At 71.8% G+C, this 23,580-nt stretch carries 20 protein-coding genes; 15 read left to right on the top strand and 5 right to left on the bottom strand.

From position 1 onward, the window contains the following. Window positions 1-51: 51 nt before the first annotated feature. The 3 genes from AQJ27_RS13210 (at window position 52) to sucD (ending at window position 3,639) form a co-directional block, all read left to right on the top strand. A complete protein-coding gene (locus tag AQJ27_RS13210) occupies window positions 52-1,047 on the top strand; it encodes a hypothetical protein (protein WP_067366840.1) in 996 nt (331 codons plus the stop codon). Window positions 1,048-1,554: 507 nt separating this feature from the next. Next, entirely contained in the window at window positions 1,555-2,733 is a 1,179-nt protein-coding gene (gene sucC / locus AQJ27_RS13205) for an ADP-forming succinate--CoA ligase subunit beta (RefSeq protein WP_060901446.1), read from the top strand. 21 nt (window positions 2,734-2,754) lie between these two features. Further along, window positions 2,755-3,639 carry a succinate--CoA ligase subunit alpha gene (gene sucD / locus AQJ27_RS13200; RefSeq protein WP_060901445.1) on the top strand — a complete coding sequence of 295 codons (885 nt, stop codon included), beginning with the start codon at window positions 2,755-2,757 and terminating at the stop codon, window positions 3,637-3,639. Between the two features lie 79 nt (window positions 3,640-3,718). Here sucD and AQJ27_RS13195 read toward each other — a convergent pair whose 3' ends face one another. Beyond that, entirely contained in the window at window positions 3,719-4,975 is a 1,257-nt protein-coding gene (locus AQJ27_RS13195) for a helix-turn-helix domain-containing protein (RefSeq protein ID WP_067367847.1), read from the bottom strand. 108 nt (window positions 4,976-5,083) lie between these two features. On the opposite strand from AQJ27_RS13195, the gene AQJ27_RS13190 reads away from it, so the two are divergent. Continuing rightward, window positions 5,084-6,589 (top strand): cell division protein PerM, encoded by a 1,506-nt coding sequence (locus AQJ27_RS13190; protein WP_067366838.1) that lies wholly within the window; start codon window positions 5,084-5,086, stop codon window positions 6,587-6,589. Between the two features lie 174 nt (window positions 6,590-6,763). Here AQJ27_RS13190 and AQJ27_RS13185 read toward each other — a convergent pair whose 3' ends face one another. Then, window positions 6,764-7,615: a hypothetical protein gene (locus AQJ27_RS13185; RefSeq protein ID WP_067367845.1), complete on the bottom strand. Its 852-nt coding sequence runs from the start codon at window positions 7,613-7,615 to the stop codon at window positions 6,764-6,766. Window positions 7,616-8,080: 465 nt separating this feature from the next. On the opposite strand from AQJ27_RS13185, the gene purN reads away from it, so the two are divergent. Together purN and purH are read left to right on the top strand one after the other, a co-directional pair. After that, window positions 8,081-8,701, top strand: coding sequence for a phosphoribosylglycinamide formyltransferase (gene purN / locus AQJ27_RS13180; protein ID WP_067366836.1), 621 nt, complete (start codon window positions 8,081-8,083; stop codon window positions 8,699-8,701). Next, complete coding sequence (gene purH, locus AQJ27_RS13175) at window positions 8,698-10,287, top strand: bifunctional phosphoribosylaminoimidazolecarboxamide formyltransferase/IMP cyclohydrolase (protein ID WP_067366834.1); 1,590 nt, start codon at window positions 8,698-8,700, stop codon at window positions 10,285-10,287. The genes purN and purH overlap by 4 nt, the downstream gene beginning before the upstream one ends. A 55-nt stretch (window positions 10,288-10,342) precedes the next feature. Here the strand turns inward: purH and AQJ27_RS13170 are convergent, their stop codons facing one another. Next, on the bottom strand, window positions 10,343-11,497 hold the full coding sequence (locus AQJ27_RS13170; RefSeq protein ID WP_067366829.1) for a helix-turn-helix domain-containing protein: 1,155 nt from the start codon (window positions 11,495-11,497) through the stop codon (window positions 10,343-10,345). Window positions 11,498-11,721: 224 nt separating this feature from the next. Between AQJ27_RS13170 and AQJ27_RS13165 the strand changes: the two genes are divergently transcribed. Continuing rightward, window positions 11,722-12,153: a peptidase inhibitor family I36 protein gene (locus tag AQJ27_RS13165; protein WP_067366826.1), complete on the top strand. Its 432-nt coding sequence runs from the start codon at window positions 11,722-11,724 to the stop codon at window positions 12,151-12,153. Between the two features lie 280 nt (window positions 12,154-12,433). Here the strand turns inward: AQJ27_RS13165 and AQJ27_RS13160 are convergent, their stop codons facing one another. Then, complete coding sequence (locus AQJ27_RS13160) at window positions 12,434-13,042, bottom strand: proline-rich domain-containing protein (protein ID WP_067366823.1); 609 nt, start codon at window positions 13,040-13,042, stop codon at window positions 12,434-12,436. 270 nt (window positions 13,043-13,312) lie between these two features. Here AQJ27_RS13160 and AQJ27_RS13155 point away from each other — a divergent pair, with 270 nt between their 5' ends. The 8 genes from AQJ27_RS13155 to AQJ27_RS13120 all read left to right on the top strand — a co-directional run bounded on the left by AQJ27_RS13155 (window position 13,313) and on the right by AQJ27_RS13120 (window position 22,619). Beyond that, window positions 13,313-14,167, top strand: a complete 855-nt coding sequence (locus AQJ27_RS13155) for a bifunctional methylenetetrahydrofolate dehydrogenase/methenyltetrahydrofolate cyclohydrolase (protein WP_054233749.1) — start codon at window positions 13,313-13,315, stop codon at window positions 14,165-14,167. Window positions 14,168-14,384: 217 nt separating this feature from the next. Continuing rightward, on the top strand, window positions 14,385-14,852 hold the full coding sequence (locus AQJ27_RS13150) for a DUF3017 domain-containing protein (protein ID WP_067367842.1): 468 nt from the start codon (window positions 14,385-14,387) through the stop codon (window positions 14,850-14,852). A 269-nt stretch (window positions 14,853-15,121) separates the two neighbouring features. Then, window positions 15,122-15,709, top strand: coding sequence for a helix-turn-helix domain-containing protein (locus AQJ27_RS13145; protein WP_067366820.1), 588 nt, complete (start codon window positions 15,122-15,124; stop codon window positions 15,707-15,709). Window positions 15,710-16,107: 398 nt separating this feature from the next. Continuing rightward, entirely contained in the window at window positions 16,108-17,442 is a 1,335-nt protein-coding gene (locus tag AQJ27_RS13140) for an XRE family transcriptional regulator (RefSeq protein ID WP_079064950.1), read from the top strand. 917 nt (window positions 17,443-18,359) lie between these two features. Then, a complete protein-coding gene (locus AQJ27_RS13135) occupies window positions 18,360-19,349 on the top strand; it encodes a malate dehydrogenase (RefSeq protein WP_067366814.1) in 990 nt (329 codons plus the stop codon). Between the two features lie 297 nt (window positions 19,350-19,646). Next, on the top strand, window positions 19,647-21,290 hold the full coding sequence (locus AQJ27_RS13130) for a hypothetical protein (RefSeq protein ID WP_067366811.1): 1,644 nt from the start codon (window positions 19,647-19,649) through the stop codon (window positions 21,288-21,290). Further along, window positions 21,283-21,645 (top strand): hypothetical protein, encoded by a 363-nt coding sequence (locus AQJ27_RS13125; RefSeq protein WP_067366808.1) that lies wholly within the window; start codon window positions 21,283-21,285, stop codon window positions 21,643-21,645. Before AQJ27_RS13130 ends, AQJ27_RS13125 begins: the two co-directional genes overlap by 8 nt. A gap of 41 nt (window positions 21,646-21,686) precedes the next feature. Next, window positions 21,687-22,619, top strand: a complete 933-nt coding sequence (locus AQJ27_RS13120) for a hypothetical protein (protein ID WP_096240280.1) — start codon at window positions 21,687-21,689, stop codon at window positions 22,617-22,619. Window positions 22,620-22,650: 31 nt separating this feature from the next. Here AQJ27_RS13120 and AQJ27_RS13115 read toward each other — a convergent pair whose 3' ends face one another. Then, window positions 22,651-23,553, bottom strand: a complete 903-nt coding sequence (locus tag AQJ27_RS13115; protein ID WP_067366801.1) for a helix-turn-helix domain-containing GNAT family N-acetyltransferase — start codon at window positions 23,551-23,553, stop codon at window positions 22,651-22,653. Window positions 23,554-23,580 lie beyond the last annotated feature (27 nt).

Genomic DNA, 23,580 nt, shown 5'->3' with positions numbered 1-23,580 from the left:
ACCCGTGCGAGGATCGACGCCTCTTCCCGCCGCACGGAGGATCACCCCGTCTTGACCCCGCTCGCCGCCGAACCGCCCTTCGCCGGTGCCGCTCTGCGTATGACGCGCATGACGCGGACGGCGGCAGGGCGGCGTGCACTGCGACTGGCGCTGCTGGTGGCCGGGTTGTTCGCGCTCGGGGTCCTCTGCGGGGAGCGGGCGCATGCGGCGGACGGGGCGGACGAGTTGGTGCCGACGGTTCCGACGAGTTCGTCGGTACGGGTGGTGAAGCCGGGTGCTCCGCTGTCGGTGGCGCACCCGGCGGCCCACACCGTCACTCACGTCACGGACACCGTCACTCATGCTCGTGTCACGGAAGCCGTCACCCACGCTTGCGTCACGGACACCGTCACCCACGCTCATGTCACGGACACCGTCGCTCAGGTCGGCGACACCATCACCCGCGTGACCGACACCGTCCGGCACGTCGTACGGCCGGCTGCCGACAGGGTCGTACGGCCGGTCGGTGATCTCGTGGAGACCGTGACCGGCGAGCTGGGCCAGGCTCCGCCGAAGACACTGCCGTCCCTTCCCTCGTCGCCCTCCCTGCCCGAGGTGCCAGGCCTGCCCGATCCGGCCTCGCTTCCGGGCGCGGGGGGTCAGGTTCCGTCCGCCGGTTCGGGGCCCCAGCACTCGGGTGCGGGTGCCGTGCCCTCGTCGTCGCATGCGGTGGTGCGGCACGCGGACGCCGGGCCCGTCGGCCCGACGTACTACGGCCCCGCCCGCCTCGGTACGGACACGGACGGTGTCGCCGTGCGCGGCGAGCACCGCGGCGCGGCGCCGGGACCGGGGCCGGGTCCCGACCGGCAGGCACCCCCCGGCGACCCCACGGGCGCGCTGGGCGGTCAGTCTGCCGTCGACAGCGGCACGCCGCGCCACGGCGATCCGCATGCCGTCGTCACTCCGAGTCACCGGACGCCGCTGCGGCTCGTGCCTGGTGTTCCCGCGGCGGTGACCGCGGCCGGGACCCGGGACAGGTACCGGGACATTCCGCTCTTCCCCGGCTAGGGCGGTCCTTCCCCCGCTGGCGGCCTGAACATCCGCCCGCGCCACCGGTCTGGCCTACGGCGGCGAGATGAATGTCGGCGGCTTCGCGGCGTCTGACCGTCGCTCCCGCCGTAGCGCTGTATCCACCGACCGACTTCGCGGGGCCACGGCCCCGGACGGCCGAAAGCCGTCGGCCTTGTCCGACCGAAACCCCGCGGATGGGGAGGGTGGTCCCCATTGGGGTGGGGACCACCCTCCCCGGGCCCCTCAGGGGCTCTTCGAGGGGCCTCACCAGGCAAACCCCAGCCTGGTGAGGCCCCGTCCCGGCCAGATCTGTGACAGGTATCACCGCTCAGGTGTGACCTGCGATTTAGGGACCCACGTCCTGCGGCGATAACCTGCGAGACGGACATGCCGCGCGCTCGGACACCGTGTGCGCCACCCTTGTGACAGCGGACGTCACGTTGCCCTTCGCGGCACGCCCACGCATCCAACGAACCGCGAGATCACTGATAGGGACGGACGCGCGTGGACCTGTTCGAGTACCAGGCGAGGGACCTCTTCGCCAAGCACGGTGTACCGGTGCTGGCCGGTGAAGTCATTGACACGCCTGAGGCAGCCCGCGAGGCGACCGAGCGTCTTGGCGGCAAGTCCGTCGTCAAGGCTCAGGTGAAGGTCGGTGGCCGAGGCAAGGCCGGCGGCGTCAAGCTCGCCGCCACCCCGGACGAGGCCGTCGCCCGGGCGACGGACATCCTCGGCATGGACATCAAGGGCCACACGGTCCACAAGGTGATGATCGCCGAGACCGCGCCCGAGATCGCCGAGGAGTACTACGTCTCGTACCTCCTCGACCGCACCAACCGCACCTTCCTCGCCATGGCGTCCGTACAGGGCGGCGTGGAGATCGAGGTCGTCGCGGAGGAGAACCCCGAGGCCCTCGCGAAGGTCCCGGTCGACGCCAATGAGGGCGTCTCGATCGAGAAGGCCCGCGAGATCGTCGCCCAGGCGAAGTTCCCGGCCGAGGTCGCCGAGCAGGTCGCCGAGATCCTGGTGACGCTGTGGGACACCTTCATCAAGGAGGACGCCCTCCTCGTCGAGGTCAACCCGCTCGCCAAGGTCGCCGACGGCCGCGTCATCGCGCTCGACGGCAAGGTGTCGCTGGACGAGAACGCCGAGTTCCGCCAGCCGGAGCACGAGGCGCTGGTCGACCACGCCGCCGCCAACCCGCTCGAGGCGGCGGCCAAGGCCAAGAACCTCAACTACGTCAAGCTCGACGGCGAGGTCGGCATCATCGGCAACGGCGCGGGTCTCGTCATGAGCACCCTCGACGTCGTCGCGTACGCCGGTGAGAACCACGGCGGCGTCAAGCCCGCCAACTTCCTCGACATCGGTGGCGGCGCCTCCGCCGCGGTGATGGCGAACGGCCTGGAGATCATCCTCGGCGACCCGGACGTTAAGTCCGTCTTCGTCAACGTCTTCGGCGGCATCACCGCCTGTGACGAGGTCGCCAACGGCATCGTCCAGGCGCTGCAGCTCCTCAAGGACAAGGGCGAGGAAGTCACCAAGCCGCTGGTCGTGCGTCTGGACGGCAACAACGCCGAGCTGGGCCGCAAGATCCTGTCGGACGCCAACCACCCGCTGGTCCAGCGCGTGGACACCATGGACGGCGCGGCCGACAAGGCCGCCGAGCTCGCGGCTGCGAAGTAAGGGACGAGGGAAACAACCGCCATGGCTATCTTCCTCAACAAGGACAGCAAGGTCATCGTCCAGGGCATGACCGGTGCCACGGGCATGAAGCACACCAAGCTCATGCTGGCCGACGGCACGAACATCGTCGGTGGCGTGAACCCGCGCAAGGCGGGCACGTCCGTCGACATCGACGGCACCGAGATCCCGGTCTTCGGCACGGTCGCCGAGGCCATGGAGAAGACGGGCGCCAACGTGTCCGTCCTCTTCGTGCCGCCGGCCTTCGCCAAGGCCGCCGTCGTCGAGGCGATCGACGCGGAGATCCCCCTCGCGGTCGTCATCACCGAGGGCATCGCCGTCCACGACTCCGCCGCCTTCTGGGCGTACGCGAAGTCGAAGGGCAACAAGACCCGCATCATCGGCCCGAACTGCCCCGGTCTCATCACCCCGGGCCAGTCGAACGCCGGCATCATCCCGGGCGACATCACGAAGCCGGGCCGCATCGGCCTGGTCTCGAAGTCCGGCACGCTGACATACCAGATGATGTACGAGCTCCGTGACATCGGCTTCTCGTCCGCCGTCGGCATCGGTGGCGACCCGGTCATCGGTACGACGCACATCGACGCGCTCGCCGCGTTCGAGGCCGACCCCGACACCGACCTGATCGTCATGATCGGTGAGATCGGCGGCGACGCCGAGGAGCGTGCGGCGGACTTCATCGCCAAGAACGTGACGAAGCCGGTCGTCGGCTACGTCGCCGGCTTCACCGCGCCCGAGGGCAAGACCATGGGCCACGCCGGCGCCATCGTCTCCGGCTCCTCCGGCACGGCCGCCGCGAAGAAGGAGGCCCTCGAGGCCGCCGGCGTCAAGGTCGGCAAGACGCCGACCGAGACGGCGAAGCTGGCCCGCGAGATCCTCGCCGGCTGACCTTCTCCAGGCTGGACCTTCTCCAGACTGAACGGGCTCGCGTCCCCACGGGGGGTGCGAGCCCGTCGTCGTACCCGGCTCAGCCTGCCTTCGGAACCAGCCGCTCCGGCCCGCTGACCGTCTCCCCCTTGAGCTTGGCGCGCAGGGCCAGCTCCTCCGCGGACAGCGGTCCGGGCGCGACCCGGGGCGGCACCCCGTGCACCGTGGCGCCGGGCGCGAGCGGCGGCTCGTAGTGGTCCGGGGCCGTACGGAGTGTCAGTGTCGTGGCGCCGATGAGGACGACCGTGAAGGCGATGGCGGCGCGGGTCCAGTGCCGGGCGCGCTGCTCTCCGCCCCAGCGGACCGTGGTGGGCTTCGCGGCGCGCAGCCGCTCGGCGGAGGCGACCTCGGCGAGTCGCCGGTGCAACTCCTTCGGCTCCGCCAGCTCAGGCAGCCGCCTGGCCACGGCCTCGCGCGCGTGCAGCAGCCGGTTGGCCGCCGCGGGCGTGCTCGCCTCCGTCTCGGCCGCGGTCTCCGGCAGATCGAGCCCGACCCCGTCGTAGAGCAGTAGGGTCCGCCGGTACACGGGCGGCAGTTGCAGGAGTACGTCGAGCAGCGCGCGGTCCGCGGGGGCGGTGGGCGGCGGCTCCGGGTTGCGGTGCCGGGGGCGCAGCCTGTGCCAGGGCGAGAGCGCGAACTCGTGCGCCGTCGCCCGCACCCACCCCGCCGGATCGCGGTCCATGGCCACCTCGGGCCAGCGGTGCCAGGCCAGCTGGAAGGCGCGCTCCACCGACTCGCGCGCCAGTTCGCGCCGCCCGGTGAGCAGGTAGGTCTGCCGTACGAGGGCGGGGGCGCAGAACGCGTAGAGGGCGTCGAAGGCCTGATCGGGCGTCAGGGAGGTCGAAAGGGGTTCGAGTTCGGCTTCGGGTCTGGGGCCGGGTTCGGGTCTGGGGCCGAGTTCGGGTTCGGGGTCGAGCGCGGGGGCAGGGCCGAGTTCGGGATCGGATTCGGGATCGGGTTTGGGGGCGAGCTCGGCGGCGGGTGGGGTTTCGGAGGGCGGCTCGGGGGTGGGTTCGGCGCGGTCGGGGGACGCCTGTACGGAGCCGGTGGCGGCGCCGACCAGGGCGGGAGCCGGGTTCTCCTGATGGGGGGTCACCTCCTTGGCGCCCGTCAGAAGTCGTGCGTACGCGTCCCGTTTGGTGCCGCGTGGCGTCGTACGGCCGTTCTCCCACGAGCGCACCGTCGCACGGGTGACGCCCACCGCGGCCGCGACGTCGGCCTGGCTCAGCGACTGGGCCTCGCGCAGGCGGCGGCGCTCCTTGGGGGAGGGCAGCGGGGTCTCAGGGGTGCGCGTCATGTCGGACCCCATAGGGCTCCCCTTAGTACGAAAAAGTACATAGCTGCATATTGAGCGACACATCCGAGGTTCGCCTGTTACGACGAGAAAGCGCGTGTCGTTGGGAGCATGGCGGGCGTGACCCAAATGACCGACCGCAGGCTGTCGTTGTCGCCCCTGCTCACCCGGATGCGCCACCGTTCACCCGGACTGGGCGCCAGCCTCCTGGGTGGCGCCCTCGCGGCGGGGCTCGGGCTCGGCTCGTTCGCCGTCCTCGTCATGATGCTGTGGATCAGCTCGCCCTATCCGGACAGCGGACCGAGTGGATCGCTGCACGTGGCCGCCGCGTTGTGGCTGCTCGCACACGGCGTGGAGCTGATCCGCACCGAGACCCTGTCGGGCCTGCCCATGCCGGTGGGTGTGACACCGCTGCTGCTGGTCGTCCTGCCCGTGTGGCTGCTGTACCGGGCGGCGCGCGGTGTGGCGGACGCCGAGGCCGAGGCGGAGCCGGGCACGGTGTGGACGGGGGTCGTCGGGGGCTATCTGACGGTCGGACTGGTGGCCGCGCTGTACTGCTCGGGCGGGGAGTTGCGGCCTTCGTGGGTGTGGACCGCCGGATGCCTGCCGCTGCTCGCCGGGAGTGCGGCGGGGATGGGGGTGTGGGCGACGTACGGACGCGCCGGCTTCCCTGTGCCCGCGCGGGTCCGGCGGTTGCTCGCCGTGATGCCCGCCGGTGTACGCCGTTGCTCGCCCGAGTTCTTCGGGGCCTCGGCGCGGGCGGCCGGGGCCGGGGCGGCGGTGCTCGTCTGGGGTGGCTCGCTGTTGGTGGCGGTGTCGCTGGTGTGGCACGGCGATGTCGCCCGGGCCTCGTTCGCGCAGCTCACCGAGGTGTGGTCGGGGCGGTTCGCGGTACTGCTGCTCTGTCTGGCGCTCGTGCCGAACGCGGCGGTGTGGGGGGCCGCGTACGGGCTCGGGCCCGGGGTCGTGCTGGGGGCCGGGCATGTCGCGGGGCCGTTGTCCGCGTCGGGGCCGGGGCCGTTGTTGCCGGCGTTTCCGCTGCTGGCGGCGGTGCCTGTGCCCGGGACGGTGTGGACTGAGGTGGGGATGGGGGTGCCGGTGGTGGCGGGGGTGACGGTGGCGTGGTTCCTGGTGACCGCGGGGGCGCCGGGGGAGGGGCGTGAGGCCTGGTCGTGGGGGCGGGTCGCGGTGGGGGTGGGGGTCGCGGCCGTGTTGTGCGGGTTGGTGATGGCGGTGCTTGCCGGGGTGGCGGGTGGGCCGTTGGGGGTGGCGGCGCTGGCTCACTTCGGGCCGGTGTGGTGGCAGGTGGGCGGAGCGGTGGTGGTTTGGACGGTGGGGGTGGGGGTTCCTGTGGGGGTGGGGTTGTGGGGGTGGGAGCTTCGGCGGCGACGGGGGGTTTCTCGGCCTGCGTGGCTCTCTCGGCCCTCGTGGTTCTCGTGGGGGGCGTGGCGGTCGCGTGGTGAGGGGGGTCCGGTGGAGCCGGTTGCGAAGGGGGAGGCGACTTCTACGGTGGGGGCGAATTCGAAGGTGGGGGTGGGTTCGGCTTCGGGGTCGGGCCCGGCTCGGGATCCGAGCCTGGCGCCGTACGACCTCTTGCCCTCCGATGACACGGAGTGACGGCGTGAGTGAGGCCCCCTCGGTTCCTCGCCCCCGCCGCCCCTACCCATTCCCATCCCCTGAGGCTGCGCCCCAGACCCCCCAGGGGCTGCGCCCCAGCCCCCGGGCGGGCGGTTAATTTGCTGCGGGTGCGTGGGGGCTGGGCGCGCAGTTCCTCGCGCCCCTGACGGGGCGCTAGCCGCGCGTTCCCAAGACGCCCCTCAGGTCCTTCGGGAGGAGGTCGTTGCAGGACTGTTTGGCGGCGTTGGTGAGGGCGTCGTTCGTGCAGGAGTAGTAGTCGCTGTACACGAGCTGCGCGGTGAAGGTCGCGGCGACCATGATGATGGCCAGGGACGCGGTGACGAGGCCGCTCACCGCGGCGGTCGTCTGGGGGCGCGTGTTCGCGTCGGGGGCCGGGGTGTCCGGGTCCTGCGCGCGGGGCTTGGCACGCAGTGCGCTGCCGCCCCAGTAGAGGGCGAGCGCACCGAGCAGCAGCGCCACGTACGGCCAGCTGAACAGGGCGAAGAAGAACGCCCACATTCCGGAGAGCAGCGCGTAGCGCGCGCGGCGCTGGGCGGGGTCCGTCGGGTCCCAGCGCATTCCGGAGCCCGGGCCGCCGCCGGAACCTTCCGGGCCGCCCTGACCGTGCGGAGCCCCGGGACGGTCGCCGAAACCGCCGCCGGACGAACGCCCCGGCTGCCGGTCGCTCCACTGACTGCCCCAGGGGGACTGTCCGGGGTCGGACCCGGGGCCGGAACCGTCGTCCTCGTTCGGGCTCTGGCCGGACGCGGGACGCCGAGGCTGCCAGGGGCGGTCGGGCGTGCCCTCCGGCGGCGGAGCGAAGGGATTGTCGTCGGAGCCGGAGCCGGAGCCGGAGCCGGAGCCGGAGCCGGAGCCGGAGCCCGTGCCGGAGTCTGTGTCCGGGCCGCGTCCGCCCGCGGAACCGTTCCCACCCGAGGGCGTGTCCCCGCTCTCCCGCGGCGGGGTAGGCGAAGGGCGCCGCTCGCGCAGCAGGAGCGGAGGGAGTCGGAGACTGCGGTCCGGCATCAGGTGTGCGTCTTCCCCTTGGTGGTTCTGGCGGGCGGCGTGTCCACACGGCATCGTGCTCGCGACGCGCACCCCGAGCGTCCTGCCCGGGGCTCGCACCCCGGGCGTTCGTTTTCAGGATCAGGACCCGGGATTCGCACCCCGGGCACCGCTCCATGGAGTCCCTGCCCCGGGTCTTCCGTCCGAGGCCCGCGCCCCGGACGTTCGCCCCTGGGGCTCGTACCCCGAACGTTCTACCCGTCCCAGGTCAACGTCCCAAGCGCACAGGGCGTTCCCCGTGCTGAACGGTGTTCCCGGGAGGATCCACCGCAGACGCTACCTTCCGGCCACGCCCCCGTCCCGTGGGGGCCGCCCGGTGTGCCGGTATCGTTGCTGACGGTCGGCCGGTTTGTAGACTTCCCTGTATCCAGGGGCGCGAAGCATTCGTACGACCGTACAAACGCTCCCCCGAGAAAGGGCCCCGTCGTGGCCAAGACCAAGCGCCTCGTCGTGCTGGTCTCCGGATCAGGCACGAATCTGCAGGCACTGCTCGACGGCATCGCCGCGGCCGGCCCGGAGGCCTACGGGGCCGAGATCGTGGCCGTGGGCGCCGACCGCGACGGCATCGAAGGGCTCGCCCGGGCCGAGCGGGCCGGGATCCCCGCCTTCGTCCGCCGCGTCAAGGACTACGACACCCGGGACGAGTGGGACAGCGCGCTCGCCGAGGCCGTGTCCGACCACGAGCCCGACCTGGTGGTCTCCGCGGGATTCATGAAGATCGTGGGGAAGGAATTCCTCGCCCGGTTCGGTGGGCGGTTCGTCAACACGCATCCCGCCCTGCTGCCCAGTTTCCCGGGGGCCCACGGCGTACGCGACGCGCTCGCGTACGGCGCGAAGGTCACCGGCTGCACCGTCCACTTCGTCGACGACGGCGTCGACACCGGACCGATCATCGCTCAGGGCGTGGTGGAGGTCCGGGACGAGGACGACGAGAGCGCTCTGCACGAGCGCATCAAGGAAGTCGAGCGAAGACTGCTCGTCGATGTCGTGGGGCGGCTCGCCCGCAACGGCTATCGCATTGAGGGACGAAAGGTAGTTATCCAGTGACCGCCGACAGCACAGTCACGGCCGAGAGCACCGAGGGCACCAAGCGGGTCATCCGGCGCGCGCTCGTCAGCGTCTACGACAAGACCGGGCTCGAAGAGCTTGCCCGCGGGCTCCACGAGGCCGGTGTCGAGCTCGTCTCCACCGGCTCCACCGCCGCCAAGATCGCCGCGGCCGGGGTCCCCGTCGTCAAGGTCGAGGACCTGACCGGCTTCCCCGAGTGCCTGGACGGCCGCGTCAAGACCCTGCACCCCAAGGTCCACGCCGGCATCCTCGCCGACCTGCGTCTGCCCGACCACCAGCGGCAGCTGGAAGAGCTGGGCGTCAAGCCGTTCGACCTCGTCGTCGTCAACCTCTACCCCTTCCGTGAGACCGTCGCCTCGGGCGCGACGCCCGACGAGTGCGTCGAGCAGATCGACATCGGCGGGCCCTCGATGGTCCGTGCCGCCGCCAAGAACCACCCGTCCGTGGCCGTCGTCACCAGCCCCGACCGTTACGGCGACGTCCTCTCCGCCGTGAAGACCGGCGGCTTCGACCTCACCACCCGTAAGCGGCTCGCGGCCGAGGCCTTCCAGCACACGGCCGCGTACGACGTCGCCGTCGCCTCCTGGTTCGCCTCCGAGTACGCCCCCGTCGACGCCTCCCGGTTCCCCGACTTCCTCGGTGCCACCTGGGAGCGCGCGCACACCCTCCGCTACGGCGAGAACCCGCACCAGCCCGCCGCCCTCTACACCTCGGGCGCCGGCGGTCTCGCGGAGGCCGAGCAGCTGCACGGCAAGGAGATGTCGTACAACAACTACACGGACACGGACGCCGCGCGCCGTGCCGCGTACGACCACGAGGACCCCTGCGTCGCGATCATCAAGCACGCCAACCCGTGCGGCATCGCGATCGCCTCGAACGTCGCCGAGGCGCACCGCAAGGCGCACGCCTGTGACCCGCTGTCCGCGTTCGGCGGTGTGATCGCGGTCAACCGGCCGGTGACGAAGGAGATGGCGGAGCAGGTCGCCGAGATCTTCACCGAGGTCATCGTGGCGCCCGAGTACGAGGACGGCGCCCTCGAAGCCCTCACCAAGAAGAAGAACATCCGCGTGCTGCGCGCCCACCGTGCGCCCGCGAACCCGACCGAGCTCAAGCCGATCGACGGCGGCGCGCTGCTCCAGGTCACCGACCGCCTCCAGGCCGACGGCGACAACCCGGCGAGCTGGACCCTGGCGACCGGTGACGCCCTGAACGAGGGTGAGCTCGACGAGCTGGCCTTCGCCTGGCGGGCCTGCCGCGCGGTGAAGTCCAACGCGATCCTGCTCGCCAAGGACGGCGCCTCGGTCGGCGTCGGCATGGGCCAGGTCAACCGCGTGGACTCCGCGAAGCTCGCGGTCGAGCGGGCGGGCGCCGAGCGGGCCCGCGGGTCGTACGCGGCCTCGGACGCGTTCTTCCCGTTCCCCGACGGTCTGGAGATCCTCGCCGAGGCGGGTGTCAGGGCCGTGGTCCAGCCCGGCGGTTCGGTCCGTGACGAGCTGGTGGTCGAGGCCGCGAAGAAGGCGGGCATCACCATGTACTTCACGGGGACGCGGCACTTCTTCCACTGATCCACGGCAGGTCGGTGCGTGCGCGGCGGTCCACCGGGATTCCGGTGGGCCGCCGCTACCCTGCGGGCGCGGTGGTGGCGGCGCCCTTGACCGCGCGCTCGCAGTTCGGCCAGTCGTGGAAGTCGCGCTTCTTGCTCCAGAGGCGCTCGGCCGCCCTGATGTTCCACTCCGGGTCCAGCGCCTGACGCGGGGTCCCGCCCAGCTCGCGCAGGCGCAGGTCGGAGATCTGGAACAGACCCCAGTTACGGGTGCCGTTGGTGTTGGGCAGGATGTGCAGCGGGTCGAGGAACGACTGGCAGTCCGCGATGGCGACCGCCGCGTCGGGCGCGTCGGTGAAGACCGCGCGGATGTGCTGCCGTACCTTCGCCGGCGGCCAGACGGTCATGCGCACGTTCGAGGTGTAGAGCGCCTTCTTGGTGGCTTCCCCGACGACTCCGTTGGGCTGGAGACCGGTGAACACCTGGAAGGCGGTGACCCGGCGCAGCGTCTGCGGGCCGAAGTCCGAGTCGACGTCGATGTCCGCGCCCTTGGCGTGCAGCAGCCGTTGTACCTCGCCCACGCACGCGTCGTGCTGGCCCATGGCCACCACGGGCTGACAGGCGGCCGAGAAGAGCAGACGGCCGTCCGCCGTGGAGCCGCCGCCGCTGCCCACGCCGGATGACGGGTGATCGGTCGTCAGGGCCCAGGCGGAGACGCCGAGCGTCAGGACCACGGCGCCGATCACCACGACACGGAACCGGCCCTGCCGGAACTGGTCGAGACGGAACCGGCCCTGACGGACCGGCCGAATCGACCCGACCTCGACCGCTTCCGGATCCACCGCTTCCGGTTGCACGACCCCCGGTTCCACCGCTCCCGGCTCCGCGGTCTCCGGCTCCTCGGCGCCGTCGCTGTCCACGAGATCGACGACCTCAACAACGACTGCGTCGGCCTCCGTCCCCGTCGCCGTCCCCGGCTCCGTCCGGGCGGCGTCGGCCAGGGCCCACTGCCGGTGCAGCGTCCGCAGTTCGTCCGGGGTCGCGCCGCAGGCGGTGGCGAACCGGTGCACGCTTCCGTAGTCCTGGGGCACCGAAGTGCCGCGGCAGTAGCGGTGCAGTGTGGACCCGGCCGTGCCGGTCTTCTTGGCGAGGGCCTCGTAACTCAGACCGGACCGGTTCTTCAGCGAACGCAACAGCGCGCCGAACCGTTCGGTCTCCGGGCACGCGGGCATCGCGGTTCCCCCCTGGCACTTACGGCACGCTGGTCAGACGTTGCAGTGGCTCGACACAGTAGCCGTCCCACGGCCGTCCCAGGGGTTAGATAACGCGCCAAGTAGCGGGCGTGCGGCCGTCCCGGCGTCCCAGCCCGGCCGGTCTCCTTGCCCGGCCGGGACACGCGTTGCCACCTTCTGGCTGTCCGACCACCAGCAGCCGCATCGCAAGGAGAAACAGACCCATGAACCTCTCCGTAGTACGTCGTCCGCGCCGACTCTCCCCGCTGCTCGCGACCCTCGCCGTCAGCGCGGCGGCCGCCACCACGCTGGCCCTGCCCGCCTCCGCGTCGGCGGCACCCGCCTCGGCCGCCGCCGTGGACTGCGCGTCGGGTGACGTCTGCTTCTGGACCGGCTTCAACTTCACCGGCAGCAAGTGCTCGTGGAGTGTCGCCGACCCCGACTGGCAGAGCGGCGCCATCAAGTGTTCCTGGGCCGCCACGACGAACGTGAAGTCGGTGTGGAACGCCGGCACCGGGTCGTACAGCGGTGTCGCCTTCTACGCGAACACCAACTACAACAGCCGGATCGGCTGCACCCGGCAGCAGCAGGGCGGCAACCTCGCCGGTACGTACAAGGTGCGGTCCCACCAGTGGATCACCGGTAACTGCGGCTGAGCCAGCGGGCGGCTCGCGCACGTGCGCGGCGGTGGTCTCCGGCCTCCATGGGGGAGGGCCGGAGACCACCGCCGCATCCTCCGCCGTTTCAGTGGCGGGTAGTTGACGGTAGGCAGACGCACTGGGGCCGTGTCCCCCCTGGCAGGGGGGGACACGGCCCTCGGAGTGAATGGCGGGAAGTCGCCTTCGCGGCCTCGAAGTCGGCCTCGAAGTCGGCCTCGGAGTCGGCCTCGGAGTCAGCTTCGAAATCGGCCTCGTGGCGGCCGTGCCGCCGGTGGTCTCAGACCGAGTACTTCGGGCGGTCGAACCAGGCGGCGCCGTCCGCCTTGCCGACGAACACCGCGATGAGGATGGCGAGCACGGTGTGCACCAGACCGATGACGACGAACGGGTAGATACCGAGGACCGCGGTGAGGATGCCGAACACCATCGCGGCGATGCGGACGCCGCTGCCGCCGTTCGCGCACTTGACGCCGAGCCAGATCGCGAAGACGCCCCACGCCAGGACCGCGACCGCGACGCCCCACAGGACGCCGGCCGAGTAGTCCGCGAGCTGCTGGAACTGGACGTCGTCCTTGAGGTCCGCGTTGTTCTTCGCGGCGGAGACGGCGAGCGCCGAGATCGCGATCAGGACCGCGCCGATCACCTGCAGACCGGCGATGACGAACAGCATCACGCGCGCGGCCTTCACCCCGCCGGGCATCTCCATCGGGCCGCCGGGGTAGCCGCCGTACGGCTGCTGGCCGATCGGCGGGGCCTGCGGGTAGCCGTAACCGGGCTGCTGCGGGGCGCCCTGGGGGTAGCCGTAGCCGGGCTGGCCCTGGGGCGGGTAGCCGGCCGGCTGGCCCTGCGGGGGACCGTAGGGGTTGTTCGGGTCGCCGAAACTCATGGCGGGTGTTCCTCCGTTGCCTGGTGCGGGGACGCGCGGCAAGGTGCGGAGGAGAGTTCTACAGAGCGGTCCGTCCCCCCGGTACTGTCCGCGGCACTGTGGTGTTCATCGTTCTAAATGCCTTACTTATTTGTCCAGAGCCATTCCGATTGTGTTGTGCAGGTGTTGTGCAAGTGCAACATCGCTGATCACGGCTGATCGCGGCTGGTCACAGGGGGGAAGGGGCGCCCGGATTGGAACAGGGAGCGGGTCATCCGCGAGGATGGGGGCATGACCGCCCAGATTCTCGATGGCAAGGCCACCGCAGCCGCGATCAAGTCCGATCTGACCGCCCGCGTGGCGGCCCTCAAGGAGAAGGGCGTCACGCCCGGCCTGGGGACCGTCCTGGTAGGCGACGACCCCGGCAGCCAGAAGTACGTCGCGGGCAAGCACCGCGACTGCGCCCAGGTCGGTATCGCCTCCATCCAGCGTGAACTGCCCGCGACCGCCACGCAGGAGGAGATCGAGGCGGTGGTGCGCGAACTCAACGAAGACCCCACGTGCACCGGCTACATCGTCCAGCTCCCGCTCCCCAAGGGCATCGACGAGAACCGCATCCTGGAACTGATGGACCCGGACAAGGACGCCGACGGCCTGCACCCGATGAACCTCGGGCGGCTGGTCCTCAACGAGCCGGCCCCACTGCCGTGCACTCCCAACGGCGTACTCACCCTGCTGCGCCGCTACGGCGTGGAGATCAAGGGCGCCGAGGTCGTGGTCGTCGGCCGCGGGGTGACCATCGGGCGTCCGATGCCGCTGCTGCTGACGCGGCGCAGCGAGAACGCAACGGTCACCCAGTGTCACACCGGCACCCGTGATCTCTCCGCGCACCTGAAGCGCGCCGACATCATCGTCGCCGCGGCGGGATCCGCCCACCTCATCCGCGCCGAGGACGTGAAGCCGGGCGCCGCCGTCCTCGACGTCGGTGTCTCGCGCAGCGCCGAGGGCAAGATCGTCGGAGACGTCCACCCGGACGTCGCCGAGGTCGCCGCGTGGATCTCCCCGAACCCCGGCGGCGTGGGCCCGATGACCCGCGCCCAGCTGCTCGTCAACGTGGTGGAAGCGGCGGAGCGCAGTGTCGGCTGACGGCGGACCCGAGGACGCCGCGGCCCGCGACACCGACACCGACACCGATGCCGGCTCCGACGCCGAGTCGGCCGTACGGGAGACCGCGTCCGCGAACGGCGGGTCGGCCGTGCGGAGGGCGAGGGCGGCGAAGGGTGAGTCCGTCGTGCGGGAGGCGGGGTCCGTGAACGGTGAGGCCGGTTCGGGGAAGGCGGGGGCCGTGAACGGTGTGGCGAGTGTGCGGGAGGCGGACGGCGCCGAGGGCGAGCCGGGTGCGCTCGACGCCGTGAGCGCGCCCGACGCCGAGGGGAAGCCGCGCCGCACCACACGGCGCTTCCCCCTGTTCACGAGGGACACCGCGCGGCCCGAGGGCGGCGGCCGGGCGGCGGGCGGCGACGCCCCGGCCCCGGCCCGCCAGTGGCCGATCCTGGCCGTGCTGTCGGCCGTCGGGCTCGGCCTGCTGCTGACCGCCCTCGACGTGTTCCGGCTCGGCACGATCCTGATCGGCGCCGCGCTGCTGGCCGGCGCCGTGATGCGCTGGATGCTGCCCGACGTGGGCATGCTCGCGGTCCGCTCCCGCTTCACGGACATGCTCACGTACGGCGTGCTGGGCGTCGCCATCGTGCTGCTCTCGCTGATGGCGCAGCCCAACCCGTGGCTGGTCATCCCGTTCCTGGACGACACGCTGCACTTCACGGTCCGCTGAGACCCCCGCGCATGCCCTGAAGCGGTGCGCGGCCCGTCCCCTCCCCCGAGTAAGGACGGGCCGCGGCCGGGCGGTCGGACCGCCCGGGTCAACCCTTCTGTACAGGCACCGCCCGTACAACAGCTGTCAGTTCCCTGTGGCACGGAAGTGACCATTCCGCCACGGTGTCCGCGCCGCGTGACGGGAACCGTCCACCGCCCGGCGTCGTCAATCGCTCACGGGGAACGACACGGGGCGCCTGGTGAGCGCCACGGGAGGTGGGTGAAGCGATGGGTGCCTGGCAGCCGCTGCCGGAGGAGCTGCCGGCGGAGGTACGGCACTTCGTCGAGCAGTTGCGGCTGCTCAAGGACCGCACCGGGATGAGCCTGGTCGCGCTGGGCACGCGCACCGCGTACAGCAAGTCCTCCTGGCAGCGCTACCTCAACGCGAGCCAGCCGCCGCCCCGGCAGGCGGTCGTCGCCCTGTGCCGGGTCGCGGGTGTCGCGGGCGAGGAGACCGAACGCTTCGGGGTGCGCTGGGAACTGGCGGTGCGGGCCTGGCCGCGCGAGCCCGTGCCGCCGGTGCCGCCCGTGCCGCCCGTACGGGTACCGGCGGGCGGTCCCGTCCCCGGCCCTGGTCCCGGTCCCGTCCCCGGCCCCGGCGGCGAACCCGCTCCCGGTGCCGCAGCCGCCCTCCCCGCCGCGCGCGGCCGTGACGGCTACGAGGAGGACCCCACGCTCCCGTGGTGGGATCTGCTCGACGAGGAGGCGTCCCGGCGGCCCGCCGGGCCCCGTGCGCCCCGCCTCCTCCTCTACGCGGCCCTTCTCGCCGTCGTTCTCCTTCTCGCCGCCGTCGTGGGTGCCGTCACCCTCGGGTGAGCTGAGCATTCTCGTGACAGGTGAGGTCGCACCTGTGTTCCCGTTGTGTCGATGTCTTGACAAGTTCAAGGATTTACCCTGATCTGTCCCGACAACCCGGTTAGCGTGGCCAATCGGGACGGTATCGGACGTCCTGCTGCGGAGGACGAGGGTCCGATTGGCGGGCATGACGTCGATGGGACAATGGGCCGCAGCCCGCGGGGCGTGCAACGGTGCATGCCCGGGCCCGAATGCTCCCGTGCGCCCCCATCCCGGGAACTGAGATCCTGACCGATCGCATCCCTGTGGGTAGCCAGAACGGGGACCGGCGGGGCCGGGGGGACTCGACGGAGGGGTGCCGAAACACGCGGGGGAACAGTCAGGCACGTACGGGGGGAAAGAAGTAGGGGGGAGCAGTAATGCCTCGTTGGAGGGACTTGCCGGATGAACTCGATCCGCAGGTCAGGGAGTTCGCCAGCCAGTTGCGCCGGCTGGTCGACCGGAGCGGGCTGGGCATCGCCGCGGTGGCCGACCGCACGGGCTACAGCAAGACGTCCTGGGAGCGGTACCTCAACGGCCGGCTTCTCGCGCCCAAGGGCGCGATCGTCGCCCTGGCCGAGGTGACCGGGACCAATCCCATCCATCTGACGACCATGTGGGAGCTGGCCGAGCGTGCGTGGAGCCGCTCGGAGATGCGCCACGACATGACCATGGAAGCGATCCGGATCTCCCAGGCGCGCGCCGCGCTCGGGGAGTTCGGGGCGCCCCCGGCGAAGGGGAGCAACGGCAAGCAGGCCCGCAAGGGCGGCAGCGCGACCGCGACGCCCGGCATCACGCCGGGGATCGCAGGGCCCGCGGGGGTGTCGCCGACGGTGCCGCCGCAGCCGTCCGCCACGGAGGTGGAGGACTCGTCGTACGGCTCTTCGTCGTCGCTCGGGGGTGGGGCGCGTGGGGGTGCCGGGTACGGCGGGTCCTCTTCGGGCGGGCCTTCGGGTGCGTCTTCGGGTGGGCCTTCCTCCGGTGGGGGCTCGCGTGGCGGGGGCTGGGGGGTCGTCGCCACGCCGTCCGGTGACGGGGGGCGGTACGGTCCGTCGACTCCGGCGGGGTCTGTGGGGCCGGGGGGTTCTGCGGGTCCGATGGGTTCCGCGGGTTCCGCGGGTTCTGTGGGCTCGTCGGGGCCGGGTGGTTCCGTGGGTCCGGCCGGGTCTGTCGGTGCCGGTGGGCCGGGGGCGCCCGCGGGGGGATCCGTGGACGCGGCGGCGCGGCGTAAGCGGCGGCTGACGATGTTCCTCGCGGGGGTTGTGGGTGCGCTCGTGGTGATAGCCGCGGTCGTGTACTTCACCGGGGGCGGTGACGGCAAGAAGGCGGCGAGCGCGCCGAAGACGCCCTCGACGTCCGCCGCCGTCAATCCCGATCTGCCGGCCGGGGTGAAGTGCAGTGGCGCCGACTGCACGGGCAAGGACCCGGAGAACATGGGGTGCGGTGGGCAACTGGCGACGACCAGCACCAGCATCACCGTGGGTACCACGCTCGTCGAGGTGCGCTACAGCAAGACCTGCGCCGCGGCCTGGGCCCGCATCACCCAGGCCGTGATCGGTGACTCGGTCCAGGTGACGGCCGGGACCGCCGCCAAGCAGACCGGGACCGTCGACAACGCCACCGATGCGTACACCCCGATGATCGCCGTCAAGGACGCCGCCGAGGCGAAGGCGTGCGTCACGCTGAAGTCGGGTCAGAAGGGCTGCACCAAGTGAAGTAGCCGGGGGGGGGGCTTGGCTGGGGCGGGTGGGCACGCGCGGCATGGGTTACTCGCCCCCGCCGCCCCTACCCGTCCCACCTCCAGGGGCTCCGCCCCTTCGACCCCGCCAGGGGCGCTGCGCCCCCTGGACCCCCGCCTCGCCCGAAGGGCTCGTCCTCAAACGCCGGACGGGCTGAGTGATGGGGGCCGGGGTGGGTGGTGCATCGGCCTCCGGCCTCGTCCTCAAGTGCCGGATGGGCTATGGGGCGCGGAGCGGGGTGGGTGGACTGGGGGTGGGTGGGGTATCGGCCACCGGTCTCGTCCTCAAACGCCGGTAGGGCCGAGGCTCTTAGGGGCGCGGGGAACTGCGCGCCCAGCCCCCACCCGCCGTCGGCCAAAAGGCAACAGGCGGCCGGAATTTCGGGGCGCAGCCCCGCCTTGGGGGCGCGGGGAACTGCGCGAGCAACCCCCACCGGCCGCCAGCCGAGGCGCTTCGTGCGGCCGGGGTTTCGGGGCGCAGCCCCGGCCCCAGGGGCGCGCGGAACTGCGTGAGCAACCCCCGCCCACCCGCACCCGCACCCGCACCCGAAGAAGAAGCCCACCCCCGAAAACCGAGGCCCAGGAATGTTCCGGCGCCGTTGGGGCAGGCGCTCCGTACCCCCACGGGATCCGGCCCCGGCCGGTCACCCCGACGGCGGTCGTCGTGTCACCCTCTCCCGGGCCGGCGGCCGCCCCGTCGGGGGGTTGTGGGGTGGGCCACACGGGACCCGGCCATCCGGGATCCTGGATGCGCGATAGCCTGACGGCGGATCTCTCTTGACGCCGAGAGATCGATCATCGGTTCCTTTGATCGATCATTGCGGTGGACGCAGGGGACGATCCTGCACCCCGGGGCAGGGACGCCCCACCGCCTGCTGTCATACGGAGAACGCCATGACCCGCACTCCCGTGAACGTCACCGTCACCGGCGCGGCCGGCCAGATCGGTTACGCCCTGCTCTTCCGCATCGCCTCAGGCCAGTTGCTCGGCGCGGACGTGCCGGTCAAGCTGCGCCTCCTGGAGATCACGCCGGCGCTGAAGGCCGCCGAGGGCACCGCGATGGAGCTCGACGACTGCGCCTTCCCGCTCCTCGCGGGCATCGACATCACGGACGACCCGAACGTCGCCTTCGACGGCACGAACGTCGCGCTGCTCGTCGGCGCCCGCCCCCGTACCAAGGGCATGGAGCGCGGTGACCTGCTCTCCGCCAACGGTGGCATCTTCAAGCCGCAGGGCAAGGCCATCAACGACAACGCCGCGGACGACATCAAGGTCCTCGTCGTGGGCAACCCGGCCAACACCAACGCCCTCATCGCCCAGGCCGCCGCCCCGGACGTACCGGCCGAGCGCTTCACCGCGATGACCCGCCTCGACCACAACCGCGCGCTGACCCAGCTCGCGAAGAAGACGGGCTCGACGGTCGCCGACATCAAGCGGCTCACCATCTGGGGCAACCACTCCGCCACCCAGTACCCGGACATCTTCCACGCCACGGTCGCCGGCAAGAACGCCGCCGAGGTCGTGGGCGACGAGAAGTGGCTCGCCGAGGACTTCATCCCGACCGTCGCCAAGCGCGGTGCCGCGATCATCGAGGCCCGTGGCGCGTCCTCCGCCGCCTCCGCCGCCAACGCCGCCATCGACCACGTGTACACCTGGGTCAACGGCACCGCCGACGGTGACTGGACCTCCATGGGTATCCCGTCGGACGGTTCCTACGGCGTGCCCGAGGGGATCATCTCCTCCTTCCCCGTCACCACCAAGGACGGGCAGTACGAGATCGTCCAGGGCCTGGACATCAACGAGTTCTCCCGCGCCCGTATCGACGCCTCCGTCAAGGAGCTCGAGGAGGAGCGCGACGCGGTCCGCGGTCTCGGTCTGATCTGACGTACCCGACTCACCTGAGTCACTCGCAACTCATCGGCCCCGTCCGGGAAGTGTCCCGGGCGGGGCCGACGCATGCGTACAGAAAGTACGCATCGAACGTACGTGCTTTCTCGCTGTATGCGGGGGTACACGGGGAGTAACTCTCGCTATCGTCGTGACGTACGGTCCGGTAGGGGAGCGCAGGGCTGCTCAAGAGAGCTGGGGCGCGGCCGGGGGAGACACACGGGGGTGGTCCCAGTGACGGAATCGGAGAGACGGTACGCACACAGCGAGGCGACACGGCTGTTGTGTGCCGGAGTGCATCTGGACACCGTGTTCCGGGCACGGGTCATCGACGAACTCATAGGGCACGAGGAGCGGCCCGCGGCACCGTCCCTCGGTGTCGACGTCGTCGCCGTGCTCGCGCACGCGCTGCGCGCGCGCCGCAGGGAGGCGCTGACCGGGCTCGGGCTGCTGGCCATCTGGGTCGTGTTCTTCCTGGTGGAGATGGTCCGGGCGGCCACCGGCGTCGCGGACGCGGGGCCCCGGGGCTTCGCGGAGGCGTTCGGCGCCGTCGCGGTGTTCTTCTACGCCGCCGTCTGCTTTCTGCTGTGGTCCGCGCGGGCCGCGTCCGGGTGGGGCATGAGCATGTACGCCGCGAGCCGGGACGAGTCCGCCCGGCTGCGTCTGCCGCGCAGGGCGACCGCCTGGGGGCTCACCTTCATGGCGCGGGCCGCGGAGATCGCCTACTGGGTGTACGCGTTCACCCAGTTGCTCCACGACCCCTTTCTGGTGATCTTCCCGCTCCTGCTCACCTTCGTGATCGGTGCCCACCGCTCCCAGGTGGCCGCGGTCATGAGCGTCGAACTCTCCCGGGACGCCTTCGCCCGTACGTCCGTGGCACTGCCCATGGGCAGCGAGCGTCAGCTCCGGGTCGCGCGGGCCGTCACCTGGGAGCAGCACGCGTCCGTGGCGCTCTACGACGCCCACCGGCCGTTCGTCGGCGCGGGAAAGCCGTACGAGCCCTGGTCGTTCGCGATGGAGATCACCCCGGCCAAGAAGCCGTTCGACGGCCTGAACGGCAAGCTGCCCGAGCAGACCGGCGACGGTTCGGCGAACGGGCACCGCCTGCCGGTGCAGTTGACCAACCGGCAGATCCTCGACCTGGTCGTACCGAAGCTGGAGGCGCTGCGGGAGTCCGCCGCGCGCACCAGCCGGGACCGGCTCAAGGACCTGGAGGTCGAGGAGTTCGTCTACCTGCCGTACGGCGTGGGCCGCAACCAGGGCGTGTACGAGCCGTCGTCGGCCCGGGTGCACCTGGACGGGGCGGTGGACGAGGGCGGCGAGGCGCGCCGGCACTTCCTGCGCGTCAGGGTCGGCGCCTGGGACGAGCAGGTGGTGGTCTCGGTGCTGGTCCGCGTCCACACGCAGGGCGGGATGCTGGTCCTGGAAGTCGTACCGCACGTCCTGGGGCCGATTTTCGAGGAGTACCGGCGCGTCGACTTCATCGCGGCCTCCGGGCAGGGCACGACGGGGCGTGAGGTGCTGCGGACGGTGCTGTCCGCCCCGGCGACGGGCGTGGTGGCCGGGTTCTCCATGCTGCGCACCCTCGTCCAGTGCCTGCGCACCTGGCTGGCCCGGCCCGAACAGGCCCTGCCGGACGCCCCGTTGGTGTCCGTGCGGGAGATGGGCAGCACCGACCGGCTGTCGCTGTTCCAGGAGATGGACGTCAGCCGTTACATCAAGACCGTCGAGGACCGGATCGCGAGCGGGGTGCGCGAGGCGCTGCGGCGCAGCGGCTGTGAGACGGGCAGCTTCGAGCAGAACATCTTCAACGTGGCCGCGGGCGGCCAGTTCATCGGGCAGATGAGCGGCGGCACCGCGGTGGGCCGGATCAGCAAGAGTGCCGTCTCCATGGGCAGTGGGGGCGCGTCGTACAACGAGGGGAACAGGGATGACTGAGGGCTCGGGAGGGCGGGTCGACCGGATCACGCGCAGTGCGGTGAACTTCGGCGACCACGGCACCGCGAACTATCACGAGGCGCCGCCCGCGGCCGGTGCCGACGAGACGACCGAGGCGCTCCTGGAGGCCGTCCGCACGTTGCGCGATCATCTGCGGCTGCTGACGGAGACCGACGACACGACGGGGCTCGACGGCGAACTCGCCGTGGTGCAGGGGGAGATCGAGAGAACGGGCCAGGCGGACCCGGCGCGGCTTGGCCGGCTGCGGATGCGCCTGGAGACCGCCGCCGCGGCCGTGGCGGGGCTGGCGTCGACGGCGGCCGTGGTGCAGGTGATCGCGCAGCTGGCCGGTTAGCGGTCGGTACGGGATCGGTCTAGTGGGAACGGGGTGACGAGGTGGCGCAACGGTGGGACGAGGACCGCCAGCGGTGGGTCGACGACGACGGCGCGGGCGGCCAGGGCAGGGGCGGAGCAGGCGGTGGCGGGGTGCCGCCGGACGCGGCGCAGCAGTGGTGGGCGTCGGCGCCGACCCAGGCGGGCCCACCGCGCCCGCCCGAGACGCCCCTGCCGCCACCGTCGTGGTCCGGGCCCGGCGGGAGTTCCGGTGGCGGCCGGGGACCGGCCCCCACGGACTCACGCCGGCTGCTGGTGGTGATCGTGGCCGTCGCCGTCCTCGCGGGCGGTGTCGGAGGCGCGGTGTGGGCGCTGACCAGGAGCGACTCGTCCGGGCACACCGGCGCCGACCCGTCGCGCCCGGCGGTGACCGTCACGGCGACCCAGAGCGTTCCTTCCCCGGACACCGGGTACACCTCCGGGAGTCCGGACACCTACGCCGACCCGGGCGGGTCCAGTGACCCGGCGACGCAGCCCACGACCCCGGATCCGTTGCCCGGCTACAGCAGGTCGGTGGACGCGGTGGGCTACACGGTGGACGTGCCGGACGGCTGGGTGCGCGAGGAGGTCCAGGGCAAGCTGGCGCCGGTCGTCACCTACACGGCCCCCGGCGGCAGCAGCAGGCTCATGCTGTTCGAGGTCAAGGAGAGCTCCCTGGCCGAGTCGTCGTCCCAGGCGGAGGCGATCTCGGAGAAGCTCCCGGGGTACCGGCTCATCGAGCGGCAGAACGGCACCGGCTGGACGGAGGTCACCTACCGCTACGACAGTCCGCAGAAGGGCGCCACGCACGTGGTCGACCACCGCTTCCGGGCCGCCGACGGCACGCTCTACGCGATCAACGCGAGCGGCCCCGAGGGCGTGGACATGACCGGCCCGCTCAGCACGGCCCTGAACTCCTTCTGCCCCACCGACACGAGCTGCGCGAGCGGTACCTAGTCCTCCGCCAGCCCCCCCCGCGAGTCCTCCGTCAGTCCCCCGACGGGCGGGGCAGCCGCTTCTCGAACCAGTGGGCGGCGTAGACGTTGTGGTCGTAGCGCGGGATCTCGGTGTAGCCGCACGCCCGGTACATCGCCTGCGCCTCGGTGAGCACCGCGTGGGTGTCGAGGCGCACGACGCCGTACCCGCGCGCGACCGCCGCCCGCTCCAGTCCGTCGAGGATCCGGCGGGCGAGGCCGAGCCGCCGGGCCTCGGGCCGCACCCACACATGCCGGATCTCGCCGGTGTCCGGTGCGAGCCGTCGCAGCGCCCCGCACCCCACGGGACGCCCTTCCTCGTACGCGACCAGGAAGGCACCCGAGTCCCCCGACACCTCGTCGGGCCGTACGAGGGCGGCGGGGTCGAAGCCCTCCGGGAACCGTGCGTCGATGTCGGCGGCGTACCCGGCGAGACAGTCGCGCGCGTCGCGCGCGGCAGCGTCGACGGACTCGACGGTGATCGCGGCCAGCCGCAGCAGCCGCTCGGCGGCGGCGATGGCGGCGGTGAGCTCGCCGCGCCGGCGCTCGTCGAGGGAGCCGAGCAGCCCCTCGGCCAGCGCGTCGGCCCGCCGGTTCTGCTCCTCGACCTCGACCCGCCCGGCCGGCGTGAGCTCCGCGACCCGCAGCCGGCTGTCCTCGGCCGGCACGCTCACCCGCACCAGCCCCTGCGCCTGCAGCGCCCGGACCATCCGGCTCAAGTACCCCGCGTCCAGGCGGAGCCGGCCGCGCAGCTCCCGCAGCGAGGCCCCGTCCCCGATCTCGAACAGCAGGCGGGCCTCGCCGAGCGGCCGGTCCTGTCCGAGGTAGTGGTCGTCGAGGGCTCCGATGCGCCGGGTGAAGTACCGGTTGAAGCGCCGCAGCGCCCGCACGTCCTGCGCTGACACCGACTGAGTCATTCTTTGACTCTAGTCAAAGAAAGCCAC

Source organism: Streptomyces olivochromogenes (assembly GCF_001514115.1).
GTDB lineage: Bacteria > Actinomycetota > Actinomycetes > Streptomycetales > Streptomycetaceae > Streptomyces > Streptomyces olivochromogenes.
Note: the sequence above shows the minus strand (reverse complement) of the source record. Positions and strands in the feature narration are given on the sequence as shown.